Annotated in this window: 15 protein-coding genes; 11 read left to right on the forward strand and 4 right to left on the reverse strand. The window is 38.6% G+C overall.

Going from position 1 to position 16,882, the window contains the following annotated elements:
• The first annotated feature begins 191 nt into the window (after positions 1-191).
• On the forward strand, positions 192-1,283 hold the full coding sequence (locus JGE69_RS07385; protein ID WP_199112924.1) for a DUF6670 family protein: 1,092 nt from the start codon (positions 192-194) through the stop codon (positions 1,281-1,283).
• A 676-nt stretch (positions 1,284-1,959) separates the two neighbouring features.
• The gene (locus tag JGE69_RS07390) at positions 1,960-2,514 is read left to right on the forward strand and encodes a TetR/AcrR family transcriptional regulator (protein WP_199112922.1); all 555 of its coding nucleotides are present in this window, start codon (positions 1,960-1,962) and stop codon (positions 2,512-2,514) included.
• Positions 2,515-2,605: 91 nt separating this feature from the next.
• On the opposite strand, the gene JGE69_RS07395 is transcribed toward JGE69_RS07390, so the two are convergent.
• Both JGE69_RS07395 and aspT read right to left on the reverse strand, forming a co-directional pair.
• On the reverse strand, positions 2,606-4,204 hold the full coding sequence (locus JGE69_RS07395) for a bifunctional aspartate transaminase/aspartate 4-decarboxylase (protein WP_002116631.1): 1,599 nt from the start codon (positions 4,202-4,204) through the stop codon (positions 2,606-2,608).
• A 56-nt stretch (positions 4,205-4,260) separates the two neighbouring features.
• Positions 4,261-5,946 (reverse strand): aspartate-alanine antiporter, encoded by a 1,686-nt coding sequence (aspT, locus tag JGE69_RS07400; RefSeq protein WP_002116621.1) that lies wholly within the window; start codon positions 5,944-5,946, stop codon positions 4,261-4,263.
• A gap of 1,004 nt (positions 5,947-6,950) precedes the next feature.
• On the opposite strand from aspT, the gene JGE69_RS07405 reads away from it, so the two are divergent.
• Genes JGE69_RS07405 through JGE69_RS07420 form a run of 4 tightly spaced genes read left to right on the forward strand, consistent with a single transcriptional unit; the run spans position 6,951 to position 10,737 of the window.
• Positions 6,951-7,559, forward strand: a complete 609-nt coding sequence (locus tag JGE69_RS07405; RefSeq protein ID WP_002116639.1) for a paraquat-inducible protein A — start codon at positions 6,951-6,953, stop codon at positions 7,557-7,559.
• Positions 7,556-8,365, forward strand: a complete 810-nt coding sequence (locus JGE69_RS07410; protein ID WP_068557711.1) for a paraquat-inducible protein A — start codon at positions 7,556-7,558, stop codon at positions 8,363-8,365. Before JGE69_RS07405 ends, JGE69_RS07410 begins: the two co-directional genes overlap by 4 nt.
• A gap of 7 nt (positions 8,366-8,372) precedes the next feature.
• A complete protein-coding gene (locus JGE69_RS07415; protein WP_199112920.1) occupies positions 8,373-10,040 on the forward strand; it encodes an intermembrane transport protein PqiB in 1,668 nt (555 codons plus the stop codon).
• Positions 10,030-10,737 (forward strand): membrane integrity-associated transporter subunit PqiC, encoded by a 708-nt coding sequence (locus JGE69_RS07420; RefSeq protein WP_199112918.1) that lies wholly within the window; start codon positions 10,030-10,032, stop codon positions 10,735-10,737. The genes JGE69_RS07415 and JGE69_RS07420 overlap by 11 nt, the downstream gene beginning before the upstream one ends.
• 57 nt (positions 10,738-10,794) lie before the next feature.
• On the opposite strand, the gene uraH is transcribed toward JGE69_RS07420, so the two are convergent.
• Both uraH and JGE69_RS07430 read right to left on the reverse strand, forming a co-directional pair.
• Positions 10,795-11,196, reverse strand: coding sequence for a hydroxyisourate hydrolase (gene uraH / locus JGE69_RS07425; protein WP_199112916.1), 402 nt, complete (start codon positions 11,194-11,196; stop codon positions 10,795-10,797).
• 10 nt (positions 11,197-11,206) lie between these two features.
• Positions 11,207-11,674 carry a GlcG/HbpS family heme-binding protein gene (locus JGE69_RS07430; protein ID WP_199113252.1) on the reverse strand — a complete coding sequence of 156 codons (468 nt, stop codon included), beginning with the start codon at positions 11,672-11,674 and terminating at the stop codon, positions 11,207-11,209.
• 125 nt (positions 11,675-11,799) lie between these two features.
• Between JGE69_RS07430 and JGE69_RS07435 the strand changes: the two genes are divergently transcribed.
• The 5 genes from JGE69_RS07435 to JGE69_RS07455 all read left to right on the forward strand — a co-directional run bounded on the left by JGE69_RS07435 (position 11,800) and on the right by JGE69_RS07455 (position 16,881).
• On the forward strand, positions 11,800-12,471 hold the full coding sequence (locus JGE69_RS07435; RefSeq protein ID WP_017480807.1) for a heavy metal response regulator transcription factor: 672 nt from the start codon (positions 11,800-11,802) through the stop codon (positions 12,469-12,471).
• Positions 12,468-13,871: a heavy metal sensor histidine kinase gene (locus tag JGE69_RS07440; RefSeq protein ID WP_199112911.1), complete on the forward strand. Its 1,404-nt coding sequence runs from the start codon at positions 12,468-12,470 to the stop codon at positions 13,869-13,871. Before JGE69_RS07435 ends, JGE69_RS07440 begins: the two co-directional genes overlap by 4 nt.
• A 96-nt stretch (positions 13,872-13,967) precedes the next feature.
• Positions 13,968-14,531, forward strand: coding sequence for a lipocalin family protein (locus JGE69_RS07445; protein ID WP_199112909.1), 564 nt, complete (start codon positions 13,968-13,970; stop codon positions 14,529-14,531).
• 119 nt (positions 14,532-14,650) lie between these two features.
• Positions 14,651-15,622 (forward strand): acyl-CoA desaturase, encoded by a 972-nt coding sequence (locus JGE69_RS07450; protein WP_199112907.1) that lies wholly within the window; start codon positions 14,651-14,653, stop codon positions 15,620-15,622.
• Entirely contained in the window at positions 15,619-16,881 is a 1,263-nt protein-coding gene (locus tag JGE69_RS07455; protein WP_199112905.1) for an NAD(P)/FAD-dependent oxidoreductase, read from the forward strand. The genes JGE69_RS07450 and JGE69_RS07455 overlap by 4 nt, the downstream gene beginning before the upstream one ends.
• Position 16,882 lies beyond the last annotated feature (1 nt).

The raw sequence follows: 16,882 nt of genomic DNA on the forward strand, positions 1-16,882 counted from the left end.
AACAATAAAATCAAAAGCAATTTTCACAGACGTGGTCGTGAGGTAATTAGGGCTAATTCGAAAGAGTTGGCTTTTTTGTTTTAGTGCATTTGCTTAGATCAAGATGTCCTTTATTAACATTCAATTGCAAATTATCAAGTTCTAATATGGAACTTAATTTTTTAAGTAGATAAAAATAAAGGATCTTAAAAATGTTAATCTCAAGCGATAGATTACCAAAGAGTTTTAAAGACAAAGCCAATCAAAAGGTTGCCAAACTTTCAGGCTCATTGTTGGGAGCTGTTACACCAGAACGACAAGCAACATTGCCAAAAGAGTTTGAACTCAGTCCTCATACGCTTTATAAGCGCTTTGGTAGTACACATTACGGGGTCATGATTCCTGACTTACCTGAACCATTTCGATATTTATCTTGGGCTTCGGTATTAGGTTATGTTGGATTTACGATTACAGATACCAACTATCAAATGTCTAAAGATGGAAAAGGGGATACAGCTTCTTTGGTACATGGAACAGCATTATCGACAACGCCTGAGGCCTACAGAACATTTTCAATCAAAAATGATATCAAGTTTAACCAAACCCCTTTTGGGATTAATTTTGACAATCAGAGTGTCATGCATGAGGATGGTGATGGATTTATATTAATTACTAAAAGAGAAGATTTAGAACTAGAACTTCATTTAAAGCCTACCAAAGCTATTTCATGGTTTGCCTATAGTGCTTTTTATAAACATTTTAGTGTCTTGATGCATTATGACGGCTATATTAAACAAAAAGGCAATAGTGAGAGTATTAAAGGGCTTTGTACGCTTGAGTCTTGGAAAGCTGTAGCGACCTCAATGCTCAAAAACAAATGGTTAGTTGAGAATATTCAACTTCCTGTAAAAGTCTTTAGCTATCAAGTTATTAATATTGACCATGAACAGCAGTTATTACTGGCTTTTATTTGCTATGAAGACCAACCCATTTTGACTTCTGTTTACTATCGTCATATTGATGGAACATCAATTCAATACAACGGAGATATACTTTTTGAAGTAACCAGTCTTCAAGAAGAACCACAGATTACACCTGATGGTTTTCCAATGAATTTACCAAATACTTTTCGCTGGGCTGCTTATCACAATAATCAAAAGGTTCTAGATATTTCAGCACAAGTAGACACTCCATATTGTTTTGGATTGGCTGCTGGTTTCGTTTCTTCATATACATGGCAAGGCGAATTCTATGATCAGCCATTAGTAGGAAGGGGCTATCTGGAATATATTGACCGAAGATAAAATCGTTTAAAACTTAGTTGTTTATCTACAGCTTCAAGCGAACTAGAAAATATCTGTTTTATAAACTCAATTTAACAATAGATTTTAATTATTTATCCTTACTTTTTAATGATCTATTTTAAAACAGATGTCATTTTGTGTGCTTGACTGAAATAGGGTTGGGCACTATCCTTTGCCTGCTGGCCTACATTGCCAGTCGGTTTTAGCAGACCGTCTACAAAAGGCGCACAACAATGCTGTTTTGGTTTTTGTGCGTTCTCTTAAGTCACGCCTTTATGGTGAGGCTAGGAGGGACACCTTCGGGTGTGCTGGTTTCCTTTTGTACCAGTCTGCTAACCCTTCTAGTCTTGCCACCATTATTTAGCAGTAATTGGTAAGACTCTTCTAAATCAAAAGGAGTCCGCCGTTATGCGTACTATTTCTTCTCTCTCGTTGGCAACCTTTGCCAAATTCTTTCTATCCATACCGCTTAAACAGTCTTTAAAACGATTTAACCGACTTTAGGTTTCTATACCTTAAGAATCGTTACGACTAAAACATAGCAACAATAAACCAGAGATAGGTGAGCACACCATTATTGTGCGGTTTTTGCATGCCTGTATTTAGCACTCATTTTAAGAGTGACGGCATTTCTATCTCTTTTATATACAACAAAAAATTATTTTAAGCAGTAAACATGAAAAATTTAGAAGTTTCATTTAGAGCGACGCGAGCGCTTAACACAGCAGCAGATTTATTTAAACAATACGGCTTCAACAAGGTCGGGGTGGACCGGATTGTTAGTGAGACTAAAATTTCTAAAGCCACTTTTTACAACTACTTTCACTCCAAAGAAAGATTAATTGAAATGTGTTTGTTGGTTCAAAAAGAGCACTTAAAAGAAAAAGTGAGAGCGGTAAGTGAATCTCGTCAATATCCAGATTTGGCTCTTACGCTTAGACAAATCTACCTTTTACATGCGGACTTAAAGGGGGCGTATTACCTGTTGTTTAAAGCGATTTTTGAAATTAAACAGCTTTATCCAAACGCTTATCAAACCGCAATTCGCTATAGGCGATGGCTTAAAAATGAAATTTTCTGGGTTCTGCGAGAATCTAAAAAAAGGGCTACGTATGAAGAGTCAGATATTTTTGTATTTATGATTGATGGTGCGATTTTTGGACTTTTAGGTTCAAGCCAAAATGAAGAACCTGATCAGTTGCTAGATTACTTTTTAAAGGTAAATGCTTAAATTGAACCTTTTACATTCAAAAACTGAAATAGCAAATTAAAGAACAGAAAGAAAAAAGTGAGGCTGCTAGAGCCTCACTGTATATAGGTGTTTATTTGCCTTTTTTAGTTTTTAAATACTCTGCATAAGCTTCATCTGCAAAACGTCTTAGAGAATCACCAATTGCGGCATATTGGTATTCATTCAGGTTAGCTAAAGATGCACGAGCAGAAGGGTGCTGCACACCGAAGCCAGAACCCGGCAATAAAACCACACCTGTTTCATCTGCTACTCTAAATAATAGCTCGGTCGGATTTTTATTTTTCATAACCCAATCTGCAAACTCATCTCCATAGAGAGTCCGTGATGTGTTTTCAAGGTTGACTAGGGTGTAGTAGTCCACAGCATTTGGATCTGTTGGAACCTCGACACCAAGCTGTCTATAAAGTGCTGCATCGCGTTCACGAACAACAGATTTAACTGCTTTTTTATAGCTTTGGCGTGAGTCCATCATATTAAATAGTGCAAATAAAACCATTTGAACTTGTTGTGGGGTAGACAGACCAGCGGTATGGTTCAAAGCAACATTTCGGCTATCGGCAACTAAACGGTCAATAAACTTAATGCTTGCTGGGTCGGTAGTTAAAGATGAATAGCGCTCTTCAAGCTCTTTCTTCTCTTTTTTCGATAAGTTCGCAATTTGTTTATCAAGCACATTGTTATTTGAAAGTGCAATGACACCGAGTCGCCAACCAGTCGCACCAAAGTATTTAGAGAACGAATAAACCAAAATTGTATTGTCAGGACAGATTGCAAAAAGTGATTTGAAGTTATCTGCAAACGTACCGTAAACGTCATCGGTCAAAATGATCAGATCAGGGCGTTTTTTGACGATATCGGCCAAAATCGCAAGTCCTTCATCACTCATTTTCACCGATGGTGGGTTACTTGGATTGACTAAAAAGAATGCTTTAATAGACGGATCTTCTAACTTTCTAAGCTCCGACTCTGGATATTGCCAACCGAGTTTAGGGTCGGCTTCAATCAATACTTCTTCAAGCTGGTAGTCATTGAGTTTTGGAATCTCAAGATATGGTGTAAAAATAGGGCTACCAATGGCAATACGGTCGCCATTTTTGATAATTTTATTTTCTTTTAATGAGTTAAAAATATAGGCCATTGCGGCTGTTCCGCCTTCGACCGCAAACAAATCTAAGTCTCTTTTTTGCATGCCTTGTACGCCCATTTCTCTTAAGACGTACTCTTTAATAATTGTTTCACTCACTCGAAGCATTCGGTCTGGCACTGGATAGTTACAGCCTAAAATCCCTTCAACCATTTCAAGTAAAAAAAGATCTGGGTCTAAGCCTAACTGGTCGCGCACATAAGACACGGCTTTGCCTAAAAAGACCACACCTGGTTTGTCACGGTTTTCCAAAATGAAGTTATCAAAACGTGACTGGAGTCCAACGGGGCGCGGGAAGCCACCTAAACCTTCCGGCATATAGGAAAATGAAAATTCGGATTCGGTCGCAGAAAACAAACCCAGTTGAAAGAATGCTCTACGTGGGATGGTAGCAAGAAAGTTTGGATTACCACGCCCAGCATTTAGCATCATTCGGTCAGTTCTGCTTTGAGCTAATTCTATTAAATTATCTTTTAGTTCAAATGGGCTGAGTTTTGCGTATTTAGAATAATCGACTTTCCCCATGGGACGTCTCCTTAATTATAGTGAGATGAATAAAATTTCTAATTCAATGTATAAAATCAGGCCAAGCCTACGATCAGTGGTCCGAGTAAGGTTAAGAACACATTTGCTAGGGCATAGGTAATTGCAAATGGAACGGTCGGAATCGAGTTTCCTGCTTTGTCTAAAATTGCACCAAATGCAGGGTTTGCACTGCGTGAACCAGATAGTGCACCTGCCATTACTGCAACGTTGTCATAACGCAGAACATAACGAGCAAAGAGCATGGAAAGTAGGAGAGGAACCAGTGTTACCACAACTCCAATCATAAAGAGTGAAAGACCACTTTCTTTAATGGTTTGAATTGCTTGTAAACCTGATTGTAAGCCGACGGCAGCAACGAAGCCTGCAAGACCCAAATCTTTAAGAAGCTGTGAAGCCGCTAAAGGCATATTGCCATGCACTTGATTTCGACTTCGAATCCAACCAAACAGAAGACCTGATAGTAAAGCACCGCCACCAGCACCAAGAGTTAATGGCACATCACCCAAACGAATCACAAAAAGACCAATCACTAAGCCAACCACAAGGCCTGCACCATGGAAAATCCAGTCCGTTTTTAAACTTTCAGGTAGGGCTTTACCTGCTTCTTTCACCAAGCGGTCGAGGTCGCTTTTTGTTCCGTATACTGTGACTACATCACCTTGTCGTAAAACAGTATCGTCACTTAAAGGTTGTGGCTCATCCTTACGTTTAATCGCAAGTACATAAATACCGTGCTTTAAATACGCAGGTGTATTGGCCTTGATGTCTCCTAAAGTACGGTTGAGATATTTGGAATTTCTTAGGATGACATCGCTGGTATCCATAATCATTTCCATACCTTGCGATGACTGTAATTCGCTACCGATTTGCTCGGCAACTGAAACTACATTGGCACGGCGACCAACCAGTAGAATGACATCGTCTGTTTGTAAAGTTAGCTCGGGTGCGACATCAATAAACTGATCTTTACGTTTTAACCGTTCAATCGTAATACTCGGCTCTTTTGCTTCAATTTCCGCAATAGTTTGCCCATTGGCTTGTTTAACTTTATAAATACGGCCAACAATTTCGGGCATTGCCAGTTCTTGGCCTGGGGCTAATTCAAAAGCACCTTTCAGTCGTTCACTTTGAGCTTTTAAAGCATCGTCGTGAATTTCTTTACCCATAAATTTAGGCAAGATATTCACACAGACAATAATTGCTCCCAATGAACCGAAAATATAAGTGACCGCATAGCCAATCGCGACATTTGCTTGAAGTCTTTGAATTTCTGCGAGTGGGAGATCGAGTCTAGAAATTGCATCTCCCGCAGTCCCAATAATCGCTGATTGAGTCATGCCGCCCGCAGCGAGACCCGCAGCCAAGCCTTTATCGAGATGAAAAATTTTAGCCATCACTAAAACAGTGACTAAACCACACACTGCCATGAATACTGCTAATAAAATTTCTTTTATGGACTGTGGACCCAGTGATTTAAAAAACTGAGGGCCACTTTCAAAGCCTACTGCGTAAATGAAGAGAGCAAATAAAATTGCTTTAACGCCGTTATCGACAGGTACGCCAATAAGGCTTAAAACAACTGCGACGAGTAAGGAGCCTGCGACTCCACCAAATTGAAATTTTCCAAATTGGAATTGTCCAATCCAGAAGCCGATTGCGAGTGATAAGAACAATAATATTTCGGGGCTGTGCTTTAAAACACCTTGTAACCATTCAATCATTTTGATCTCACTTTTATTATTAGCTCTATCTTTAATATATAAATTTATTTATTTTTCATTTTTAAAATACAGTATGAAAATTACTTAAGCAAACCTTCAAGTTTAGTGGTTTTCTTAAGTTTAATTATAAAAAATAATATGCTTAAAATACGTGTGAACTAAGGTCTGGTGGTAATTCTGAGTATTTAAATCAACTATTAATTTTTTAATGAAAGGTAAAATTTATTTACAATAATATAAAGAATATTTTATGAGATTAAAGCGTCTTGCTTATATCTAATCTTGAAAATAAATTTTTAATATATTGATATTTAAATAATTAATTTTTAATTGCTAGACTAGTCTTAATTTCTATATAAATTAAAAAATAATCTACTTAAAATTGGTTTTTTGATAATTGTGTCGCATAAATTAATTTTTAATATATTTAAATTAATCTTCATAATTACATTTATTTTAAAGAAAAATATAAGATTTGAAATTAGCGTTATTAAATGGAGTGTATATTTGAATGTAAAAGTGATTAATTTTTTGGTTTTATGTTCTAATTAAAATTATCATATTAAAAAGAGAGGGTTAAGAATTTAGAAACTTTAGAGTTATTCTATGAGCGCTCATATTTTTAAGTAAATCTCTGTCCGCCTCTATAACCAATACGCTATTCTTTCGTACTGGTTTCCCAATGACTCACATGCCGTACTGTTCAGAAATGCTAAATTTTTGATGGTTTCGTGCTGTCGCATGCCGATCTAAGATATGTTGGTCATAAAACTGTGTTATCTCAGCTTAAGCCTTTGACTTTTAGGTTCTATTTTAATTTGACCACAGAATTTGTACAGATTATTCAGGAGTTTCAATAATATATTGAAGAGTACATGGTAATTTTCATCTCAAAATTTATGATGACTTGGATAGTTTTTCGATTGATTTATATTTTAATTTACCTTAGTAATAAAAAGAGTTTTGTGTGACACAGTTAAAACTATAAATCTCAGAGTATAACTATGAAGCTTAAAGAATTAGCAGGTTGTGAGGAATGCGATACTGTCTATCGTAGAACCCCGCTTGCTTATGGAAAAAGAGCTTATTGCTTATGCTGCGGTGCTGAACTCTATCGGCACACCAAACCTTTTTCGACACTGTTGGCATTAATCTTAACGGCGTTGATCGTATTTATTATTGCCAATAGCTTTCCTATTGTAAAAATTGAATTGCAGGGCAACATCTCTGAAACCACTTTACTTGGTGCGGTCTGGGTAATGTTTCATTATGATCGGGCTTTTGTTGGCATTCTTATTTTAATCACCACTTTTATTGTGCCACTTTCCTATCTTTTATTACTTTCCTATGTGTTGGGCACAGTAAGCGTATTGAAGAAAAGACCCACATTTTTAGTATTTGCCTTACGTACACTTTATTTTATGAGAGTGTGGGGAATGGTTGAGGTCTTCTTAATTGGAATCTTGGTTACGCTTGTGAAGTTAATAGGAATGGTGTTGGTGATTCCCGAGATTGCGTTATGGGCATTTGCGATTTTAAGTGTATTGTTGGTTTATATTACTTCCATAAAGGTGAGTGATATATGGAACGAAATTGATAGGTCACTGCCATGAAAACGATAAAAAATGTGACCCAAACACAAAGCTCGCAGCAAGGGGCAATGCTTAAGCAATACCCAAGAGCCAAAGATCTCTCATTAATTGTGTGTCACTGCTGTGGGGTTGTAAATTCTGCTCAAAATGAAAAGAGACAACTCAACCAAAGCCATCAGGTTTTACGTTGTACTCGTTGTAATAGTGTTCTGCATTCACGTAAGCCAGCGAGTTTAAATCGAACTTTTGCCTTAGTGGTGGCTGCGACCATTCTCTATATTCCCGCCAATGTACTTCCAATGACGGTGACTGACTCACTGTTGGGTAGCCAGCAAGATACCATCATGAGTGGAGTCATTTACTTTTGGCAAAGTGGAGACTATCTGGTTTCAGTGGTCATTTTTATGGCCAGTATTTTTATTCCCATGCTAAAGCTACTGATTTTGTATTTTTTATTGGTGGCGGTATATCTTCAACAATCTTCAGCTTGGAAGTTTTTACCTGAGCAATGCGTTAAATTATATCGAGTTGTCGAGTTTATTGGCCGTTGGTCAATGATTGATGTATTTGTGGTGGCACTCTTAACAGCGCTCATTCAGATTCAGTCGCTTGCTACGATTTTAGCAGGGCCGGGTTCGATTGCTTTTGGTGCAGTTGTAGTGTTAACCATGTTTGCATCGTTAAGTTTTGACCCACGGCTTATTTGGGATAACTTCTACGCATCTCAAAATAAAAATAAGCCTTCTTCTTTTGCCTCAAACAAAACCAAGATTATTCAGGCAGAACATCCGCCGTTGAATAATGATTCTATTAATCCCAGTCAATAAAAGAACAATGAGTATGTCTGAAAATGAAATAACCCCTGGTAACTCAGATCGTCGTGATCCGGATGTTGAACTGGATAGCATGAATGATTTGCCAGAACCCCAAGAAAAGAAAAGTCGGTGGAAGCCTCTTTTAATTTGGCTCATTCCATTGATTGCTCTTTTAATCGCGCTTTCATTAGCGATAAAAGCGCTCTTGTCTCACGGCCCTACTATTGACGTATCTTTTAGGACGGCTGAGGGATTGGTCGCGGGTAAAACAACGGTCCGTTATAAACAGGTGGATATTGGTGTAGTACGTCAGATTGATCTTTCAGAAGACCGTTCACACGTGATTGCCAGAATTGATTTGCGTAAAGATGCGAGTAACTTTGCCGCAAAAGATTCACGCTTTTGGGTCGTGCGACCACGTATTGGGACGAGTGGGGTTTCAGGAATAGACACATTATTGTCAGGTTCATATATTGAAGTGGATGGTGGTAAGTCGGAAGAGAAAAAGCTTGAATTTACAGGCTTAGAAGTACCGCCAGTGATTACTTCCGATGTACCGGGTAAAGAATTTTTCTTAAATGCAGATGACTTGGGGTCTTTAGATGTCGGTTCTCCAATTTATTATCGTCGAATTAATGTGGGCCAAATTACAGCCTATAAATTGTCAAATGATGGTAAAACTGTAGAGCTGCAAACTTTTATCCGTGCACCGTATGACAAGTTTGTCACCACAGATGCACGTTTTTGGCAGGCGAGTGGTATCGATGTGAGTTTGAATGCTTCAGGATTTAGTTTAGATACTCAATCGCTGGCAAGTATTGTCGCAGGCGGTATTGCTTTTGGAATCCCTGAAAGCTCGCGTGCTACTACAGCGGCAAATCATAGTCGCTTTAATCTATGGGACTCGAAATCTGAGGCATTAAAAGAGCCTGACGGGCAACCTCGTGGTGTGATTATGTACTTTGATCATTCATTACGTGGACTGTCTGTTGGCGCGCCAATTGATTTCATGGGCATTGAAATTGGTAATGTTAAATCGATTAATGCAGAGTTTTATAACAACTATAAGCAGATTCGTATGCGTGTTGAGGCGGTTATTTATCCGTCACGCGTGGAGAATGGACAGGCACTCAATCCAAACAGCAATATTTTCAAAGATTTTGTTGAACATGGATGGCGTGCTCAAATGAGAACAGGCAACCTTCTCACGGGCCAAAACTATATTGCCCTAGATAAGTTCCCTAAAGCTAAGCCAGCCACATTACAAATTTTGAGTGATGACCGTGTGGTGATTCCAACTACACCAACTGAATTGAGTGGCTTACAAGCACAAGTTTCTCAGATTGCTGATAAATTAACTAAATTCCCGTTAGTTGAGATTGGGCAAGATGTACGTAAAACGCTCAACAATATGAACACAGCCATTGAGTCTACCGACAAACTGGTTAAACAGTTAGATGGAAAAGTTGCACCTGGTTTACAAGCAACCTTAGACGATGTTCGTAAAACTGTAAGATCGTCAGAGTCTATTTTGTCGAGCGATGCGCCGTTACAACAAGACGTACGTAAAGCATTGCAGCAAATGACACGTGCAGCTGCTTCATTACAGTTAATGGCAGACTATATTGAGCAACATCCTGAATCAATTATTCGTGGTAAGACACCAGAGACCGATGATGAAAAATAAAAACACTCTATCTTTTCAACATCCTAAAGCAGCCAAATGGCTGCTTGGGAGCGGCCTGTTTTTAACGGCTGTTGCCATGACGGCATGTTCGAGTTCGCCAACGCCAAATTATTATACGATGTCCCCTAAAATTACTGCGGCTACAAAATCAACTGTGCAGGTGATTGAGGTATTACCCGTCGGGATTCCAGACCGATTGGACCGTGCGCCTTTGGTACTCCAAGACAGTAGTGGTAAGTCTACGGTGTTAAACAATGAACGCTGGACATCGACCATGGGTACGCAATTACGCGATACCTTGTCGGCGGGTTTACAGCAAAAATTAGGGGCAATTGACAGTTATAGCAGCGGGTTAGCTGGAAACAATCAGCCTTTATATCGAGTTTCTACAGACTTTTCTCATTTTGATATTGTAGATAAAAGCTATATTAATATTGCGGTGTCTTGGGTAGTGAAGCGTCAAATACCGCCCACTCAATTAGAGTCAAATAATGCAAAAGTCATCACGAATGCAGGATCTCAGCTCAATTGTCGAATTGCTTTTAAGCAGCCGATTGATCAGAAAGCTAAAAAGATGGAAGGTATTGTGAATGCTTCAAGTGAAGCGATGACTCAAATCATTAATACGGTTTCTTCTTCAATTGTGGCGTTAGATTCAAACAAAAAAGTAGTGATCACGAATGGTGTTTGTTCGTAGTAAAATTTTCTAACACAAGCCTTTATCTGTTTAAAAACAGATAAAGGCTTTTTTATTTTAGTTGCCTCTGTAGGTTGAGTAACCGTAAGGGCTGAGCAGTAATGGAATATGGTAGTGGTTTACGCTGCCGTCCACTTTAAAAATCACAGGTACTTCACTAAAGAACGTTTGCTGTTTGTTCTTTTTAAACCAGTCTTCAGTTTTAAAGGTAACTTTATAAACGCCTTGCTCAAGTTTCTTATTTTCTGGATAGAGTGCAGTAATACGACCATTTGAATCGGTCACTTGCTGGTTGAGTTTTACCCACTGATTATTGGTGTTTTTTTCTAAAACGACTTCAACCTGAGAAGAGGGTAAACCCGTTTCTAAATTTAACACATGCACACTTAGTGGATTAGTTTGTGCAAATGTAGTTGAAGCTATAAATAATGAAGATAAAGCAATAAATGATTTAGTCATAATGAACTCCTTATGAATGAAAAACGATTTCAATGGCTTTGCTTGCGCATTGATTGTCATTCTGTGCGCCGCCAGCACCCGCAACTCCAATAGCACCGATCACTTGGTTCTCAAAACGGACAGGTACGCCACCGCCTAACAAAAGTAAATTTGCTACGGTAGTTAAATTTTTTGCATCGGGGTTTTGGTTACTGTTTTGGCTTAAAACTAAGGTCGATGTTTTGGTAGATAACGCGGTATAGGCTTTTTTCTCGGCAGCCATTAAGTTATGCGGGCCCACCAACTCATGCCGTTCGGCAGTTAATGGATTACCACCGCGATCTACAACAACAACCGCAATGTTTTGATTTAATTTTTTGCATGCCTCTTTTGCACTGTCGGCTAGCAGGTGGGCAGTTTGAAGATCTAACGAATAAACTTGATTCAAAGCAGGGGGCTGTGCAAAAGTACTATTACCGAATAGCACGGCTGCTAACATCAGCCAGTTCAATTTTTTCATGATGATTGCCTCTATGTCGCTTTGAAAATCTTAAACAAATTGCTTAATTTCAAGCATGACAATCACATTACAAAGTTGTCATCTTTCAAATGAGTCTCTACAAAATGCGTATCCTTATTATTGAAGACGAGATCAAGATCGCCACTTATTTGGTCAAAGGATTAAAAGAGTCTGGATATCAAGCGGAGTGTGTTCACTTAGGGCTGCAAGGTTTGGAAATGCTAAAGAGAGATCAATATGACTTGCTTATTCTTGATGTCATGCTGCCAGACATAGACGGCTGGAGCGTATTACAAGTCCTACGCCAGTTTTCAAAAATTCCGGTGATTTTTTTAACGGCGAAAGATCAGGTGATGGATAGAGTGAAAGGTTTGGAGTTGGGAGCAGATGATTACTTGGCTAAACCTTTTTCCTATATTGAACTGTTGGCACGCATTAAAAGTCTGTTAAGACGACAGCAATATCTGCAAGAAAATGAGTTGTCTATTAGTGATCTAAAAATGGATGTGGTCGGCCATAAAGTATGGCGTAACGGAAACTTAATTGAACTGAGTAAAACCGAATTTAATTTGTTGCGTTATTTATTGCTCAACAAAGAGCAAATTGTGACACGCAGACAAATTGGTTCCGAAGTTTGGAATATTAACTTTGACACTGATACAAACTTTATTGATGTCGCTGTACGCCGTTTACGAAGCAAAATTGATGAGGGATATGAATTAAAACTTATTCATACCATACGTGGCTTGGGCTATAAAATTTCGGTTAGTTTATGAACTTTAAATTTGTGCGTTCTCTTGAAGTCCGTATTACATTACTGGTCACGCTCTGTTCTGCCTTAATTTTATGTTCAGTCGGCTTTATGACCTATTTGGGTATTAACCAGATTTTATTAAAGCAGCAAGATAAAGCTTTAGCAGACAGAATTAACCGTTTGGAAATTTTGCTGCAAGATAGCGAAAATGTAGAGCAAATCATTGCGCGGCCTAAGCTGTATCAAAACATGCTTGGCAATCAAGACAACTTGTTTCTACTTATTCATAAAGACAAAACTTTAATTAATATCAATCCGCTTCACATTCAACTACCTGAACTTGCACAGCGCGACAGTCTTCAATTTCAAGATTTATCTAACAACCCCTATCCAACGCGCATTGCTTGGAAATCCATAAAAATTAATAACGAACCTTATCTGCTCATTGCAGGTAAACAATGGTCGGAACGCATTAATATTCTTTTACCTTTTCAAGAAAGTCTCTTGATGTATGTGGTCGGGGGCGTGTTTGCGATCTTTGTGCTTTGCATTTTAGTGTGTCATTTAGGTTTAAAGTCGCTACAACAGCTTCGCAAGCAAACTCATTCTATTAACGTAAATCAGCTACAGAAACGGTTAAACCTTCCAAATTCACCTTTAGAAGTTGATCTGCTTTCAAAAGATATAAACCACATGCTTGAGCGTATTGAAAAGGGCTATACGCAGCTCAACCGTTTTTCTGAAGATATCGCACATGAGTTCCGCACACCTTTAAATAATCTGATTGGGCAAACCGAGATTGCCTTAACTGGCGAACGTTCGGTTGAGCAATATGAAGATTTGCTGGTGTCTCATTTAGACGATTACCACAGATTAAAACGCATGATTGATAGCATGCTTTTCTTGGCAAGAGCCGATCAGAAAATGGTGTTTGTAAACAAACAAGAAATAAATATCCAAGATGTTATAGATGGGCTATGCCAGATTTTTGAATATCAGGCCGAGGAACAAGACTGTCATTTTAGTTTTAACTTAGAAGCTCAAACGTTATTTGCAGATCCTGAGCTTTTTCAAAGAGCCGTTTATAACCTGATTTTAAATGCGTTGGTTCACGGTGGTGACAAGCGAACTATTTATATCGCAACAAAACATAAAATGATTGAACATAGGCAATGGGTGAGTCTGACTGTGGTAACGGGTGCTATTTCAATTGCTGAACATCAACTTGAGCATCTTTTTGAACGATTCTACCAATGCCATTCAAGTCGAAGTGATGAGAATCAAACAGGTGGATTAGGCTTATCGATTGTTGCTTCAATTATGGATCTACATGATGGCCGCTATCGAGTTTATAACACGGTCGAGGGTGTGTGCTTTGAACTTGATTTTCCAGTTGCAGATGCTCTAAAGAAATACAATTAAATGCTTATTAATGTTGCTTAATTTTTAAAATTCACACTTTGTTCACAGCCCTCTGATGTATGTTTAAACGTATGAAATAAACAGAAGAGGGCGATCATGAAATTATTATTTAAATCACTTATCATTAGCAGCAGCCTTGCAGCGGTGAGCTTAATGCTTCCTTTGAGCACCTTTGCAGACACCAATACTAAACCCGTCGCTGTTGATTTTATCGATATTAATAAATACGCAGGTAAGTGGTATGAAATTGCGCATTTACCTATGTTTTTTCAGCGTAATTGTGTAGCCAATACAACTGCAAACTATTCTATTAACGCGGATAAAACTGTTGGTGTTTTAAATAGTTGTACGAATAAAAATGGAGAAACGATCTCATCTGAAGGCGTTGCTTATTCGCAAAATGAAGGCAACAGTAAATTGAAGGTAAGCTTTTTACCTTCTGGCCTTAGATGGATTCCTTTTACAAAAGGTGATTACTGGGTTTTAAGAGTTGACCCAAATTATCAGGTTGCTTTAGTCGGTGGCCCAAGCCATAAATATTTATGGATTCTTTCTCGTAGCCCTCAACTTGATGAGGCGACATATCTGTCTTATCTGCAAACCGCAAAAAGCTATGGCTACGACGTTTCTAAACTCGTTAAGACAACACAGTCTAAATAGTGAAATGCTGGTTGCGTAGATGCTTATATTGATCTCGTAACCGAGTGAACTTCACATAAAATTCATTGCGCATTTTCTAAATTAGAACCAAAAGAAATGCTTTAGATCAGGAAGAATCAATGTCTAAATTTTTTCTGCGCTGGATCGATAGCTGGTCAGATTCAGAAAATGCGCAAGTGGGTGCTTCTAGCGAATATGTCATTGAAAAGAAAATTCAATGGTTAAGAATTATTCCTTTTATTTTATTACATATCGCTTGTTTAGCAGTGTTTTGGGTGGGCGTATCTTGGTTCGCGGTTGTTTTCATGCTGGGTTTTTATTTTCTTCGCATGTTTGCAATTACTGCTTTTTTCCACCGCTATCTTTCGCATAAAACTTTTCAGACATCACGTCTTGTTCAATTCATTTTTGTACTGATCGGGACCATGAGTGCGCAGCGCGGACCTCTATGGTGGGCAGCCCATCACCGTTATCACCATCACTTTACCGACACCGATCAGGACCCGCATTCAGCGAAAGCAGGTTTTTGGTATTCGCATGTAGGCTGGTTTTTAAATGAGCAGAATTTTGCTACTCGAAAAAAAGTCATTAAAGACTGGTTGAAATATCCTGAGCTGATTTGGCTAGACCGATTTAGTTTGCCTATTGTGATTTTGACGGCCTTAGCAATTTATGGCCTAGGTTCTTGGCTTGCGCAACATTTTCCTGAGTTGGGCACCAATGGCTTACAACTTTTAGTGTGGGGATTTGTGATTTCCACTGTTCTATTAACACATGCAACCTTGTGTATTAATTCACTCGCTCATCGTTATGGCTCACGTGAGTTTAATACCCCAGATGATAGCCGTAATAACTTCCTACTTTCTTTAATTACATTGGGTGAAGGATGGCACAACAACCATCACTTTTACGCAGGCAGTGTGCGACAAGGTTTTTATTGGTGGCAGATTGATATCACCTTTTATGTGCTCAAACTGATGTCTTTATTTGGTTTGGTGTGGGGGCTAAAGCCCGTACCAGACAAGGTTTATCAATATAAAAAGATTAAAGACTTATCGATAGAGAAAATTGAAAACGGTGAAGTGTTATGAAAATTGCCATTATTGGTTCAGGTATATCTGGACTTTACGCAGCTTGGAGATTGTCAGAACAACATCAAGTCACTGTGTATGAAAAAAATAACTATTTTGGCGGTCATACTGACACTCACGAGCTAGAGATAGAAGGCACTAAAGTCGCGGTAGATAGTGGTTTTATTGTGTTTAACGACTATAACTATCCGTTATTTACTGACATGCTTAAAAAATTAGGCGTAGAAACTCAAAGCAGCGATATGAGTTTTTCGGTGAATAATCTGGTCAGTGGACTTCAATATAACCCTTCAAAAAAATGGTCGCTCTTTGCCCGTCCACAGAACTTTTTAAACCGAAAATTTCTGCAAATGCTCTCAGATTTGCTGCGTTTCTATGATGATAATAAATATATAGATGTGGCGGATATTGATCCTAATTTATCGATTGAAGAGTATTTGGACCTTCACAAATATAGTCATGAGTTCCGTTATGAGCATCTTTATCCGATGTGCGGTGCCTTATGGTCGGCACCCGTTGAGCAGGTAGGACAAATTCCATATCGATTTGTGGTGAGCTTTTTTCAACATCACCGCATGTTACAGTTAAAAGACCGCCCACAATGGCAAACAGTTAAAGATGGTTCGGCAAGCTATATTCGTGCTATTCAAAATAAATGCCGATCCATTGAATGGAAATTTGCAGAAGTAAAAGCTGTGAGTCGTTCACCAGAAACTGTGTTGATCGAAACCGTTGAAGGGCAAACCCAATATGACTGGGTGATTTTTGCAAGCCACGCTGACGATAGCCTAAGTTTAATTAAAGATGCGTCAGAACTTGAACAAGAAATATTAAGCCAATTTGGTTATCAAGATAATCGAATGGTCGTCCATCGTGATCTTTCAATTATGCCTAAAAGCCGTTTGCAGTGGGCAAGCTGGCATGTACATGTAACACCAAAATCTCAAGTTCAAAACGATGAGTCCGACATACATTATGGTTTTACCTACTGGATGAATAATTTGCAGAATTTATCCTGCGCTACGCAAATTTTTTCTACTTTAAATCCGAATATGAAAATCAAAGCCGAAGACATCTTGGTTGAGCGGCAATACCGGCATCCCGTATTTGATGCAAAAGCGATTCAAGCTCAATCTCGTTGGCACGAAATTAATGGGCAAAATCGTACTTCATTTTGTGGAGCATATTGGGGCTGGGGCTTTCATGAAGACGGCTCCCGCAGTGCAGCACGTGTTGTTGAGCAACTCTTAGCGTTATAAG

The sequence above is a fragment of the Acinetobacter sp. C13 genome (genome assembly GCF_016809775.1).
GTDB lineage: Bacteria > Pseudomonadota > Gammaproteobacteria > Pseudomonadales > Moraxellaceae > Acinetobacter > Acinetobacter pittii.

Coding starts and splice junctions, on each gene's coding strand:
- JGE69_RS07430 (WP_199113252.1), bottom strand. CDS start 11,674: ATGTTAGCAGCCGTGCTATTCGGTAATAGTACTTTTGCACAGCCCCCT.
- JGE69_RS07445 (WP_199112909.1), top strand. CDS start 13,968: ATGAAATTATTATTTAAATCACTTATCATTAGCAGCAGCCTTGCAGCG.
- JGE69_RS07395 (WP_002116631.1), bottom strand. CDS start 4,204: ATGGGGAAAGTCGATTATTCTAAATACGCAAAACTCAGCCCATTTGAA.
- JGE69_RS07420 (WP_199112918.1), top strand. CDS start 10,030: ATGAAAAATAAAAACACTCTATCTTTTCAACATCCTAAAGCAGCCAAA.
- JGE69_RS07405 (WP_002116639.1), top strand. CDS start 6,951: ATGAAGCTTAAAGAATTAGCAGGTTGTGAGGAATGCGATACTGTCTAT.
- JGE69_RS07415 (WP_199112920.1), top strand. CDS start 8,373: ATGAGTATGTCTGAAAATGAAATAACCCCTGGTAACTCAGATCGTCGT.
- JGE69_RS07450 (WP_199112907.1), top strand. CDS start 14,651: ATGTCTAAATTTTTTCTGCGCTGGATCGATAGCTGGTCAGATTCAGAA.
- uraH (WP_199112916.1), bottom strand. CDS start 11,196: ATGACTAAATCATTTATTGCTTTATCTTCATTATTTATAGCTTCAACT.
- JGE69_RS07390 (WP_199112922.1), top strand. CDS start 1,960: ATGAAAAATTTAGAAGTTTCATTTAGAGCGACGCGAGCGCTTAACACA.
- aspT (WP_002116621.1), bottom strand. CDS start 5,946: ATGATTGAATGGTTACAAGGTGTTTTAAAGCACAGCCCCGAAATATTA.
- JGE69_RS07455 (WP_199112905.1), top strand. CDS start 15,619: ATGAAAATTGCCATTATTGGTTCAGGTATATCTGGACTTTACGCAGCT.
- JGE69_RS07435 (WP_017480807.1), top strand. CDS start 11,800: ATGCGTATCCTTATTATTGAAGACGAGATCAAGATCGCCACTTATTTG.
- JGE69_RS07440 (WP_199112911.1), top strand. CDS start 12,468: ATGAACTTTAAATTTGTGCGTTCTCTTGAAGTCCGTATTACATTACTG.
- JGE69_RS07410 (WP_068557711.1), top strand. CDS start 7,556: ATGAAAACGATAAAAAATGTGACCCAAACACAAAGCTCGCAGCAAGGG.
- JGE69_RS07385 (WP_199112924.1), top strand. CDS start 192: ATGTTAATCTCAAGCGATAGATTACCAAAGAGTTTTAAAGACAAAGCC.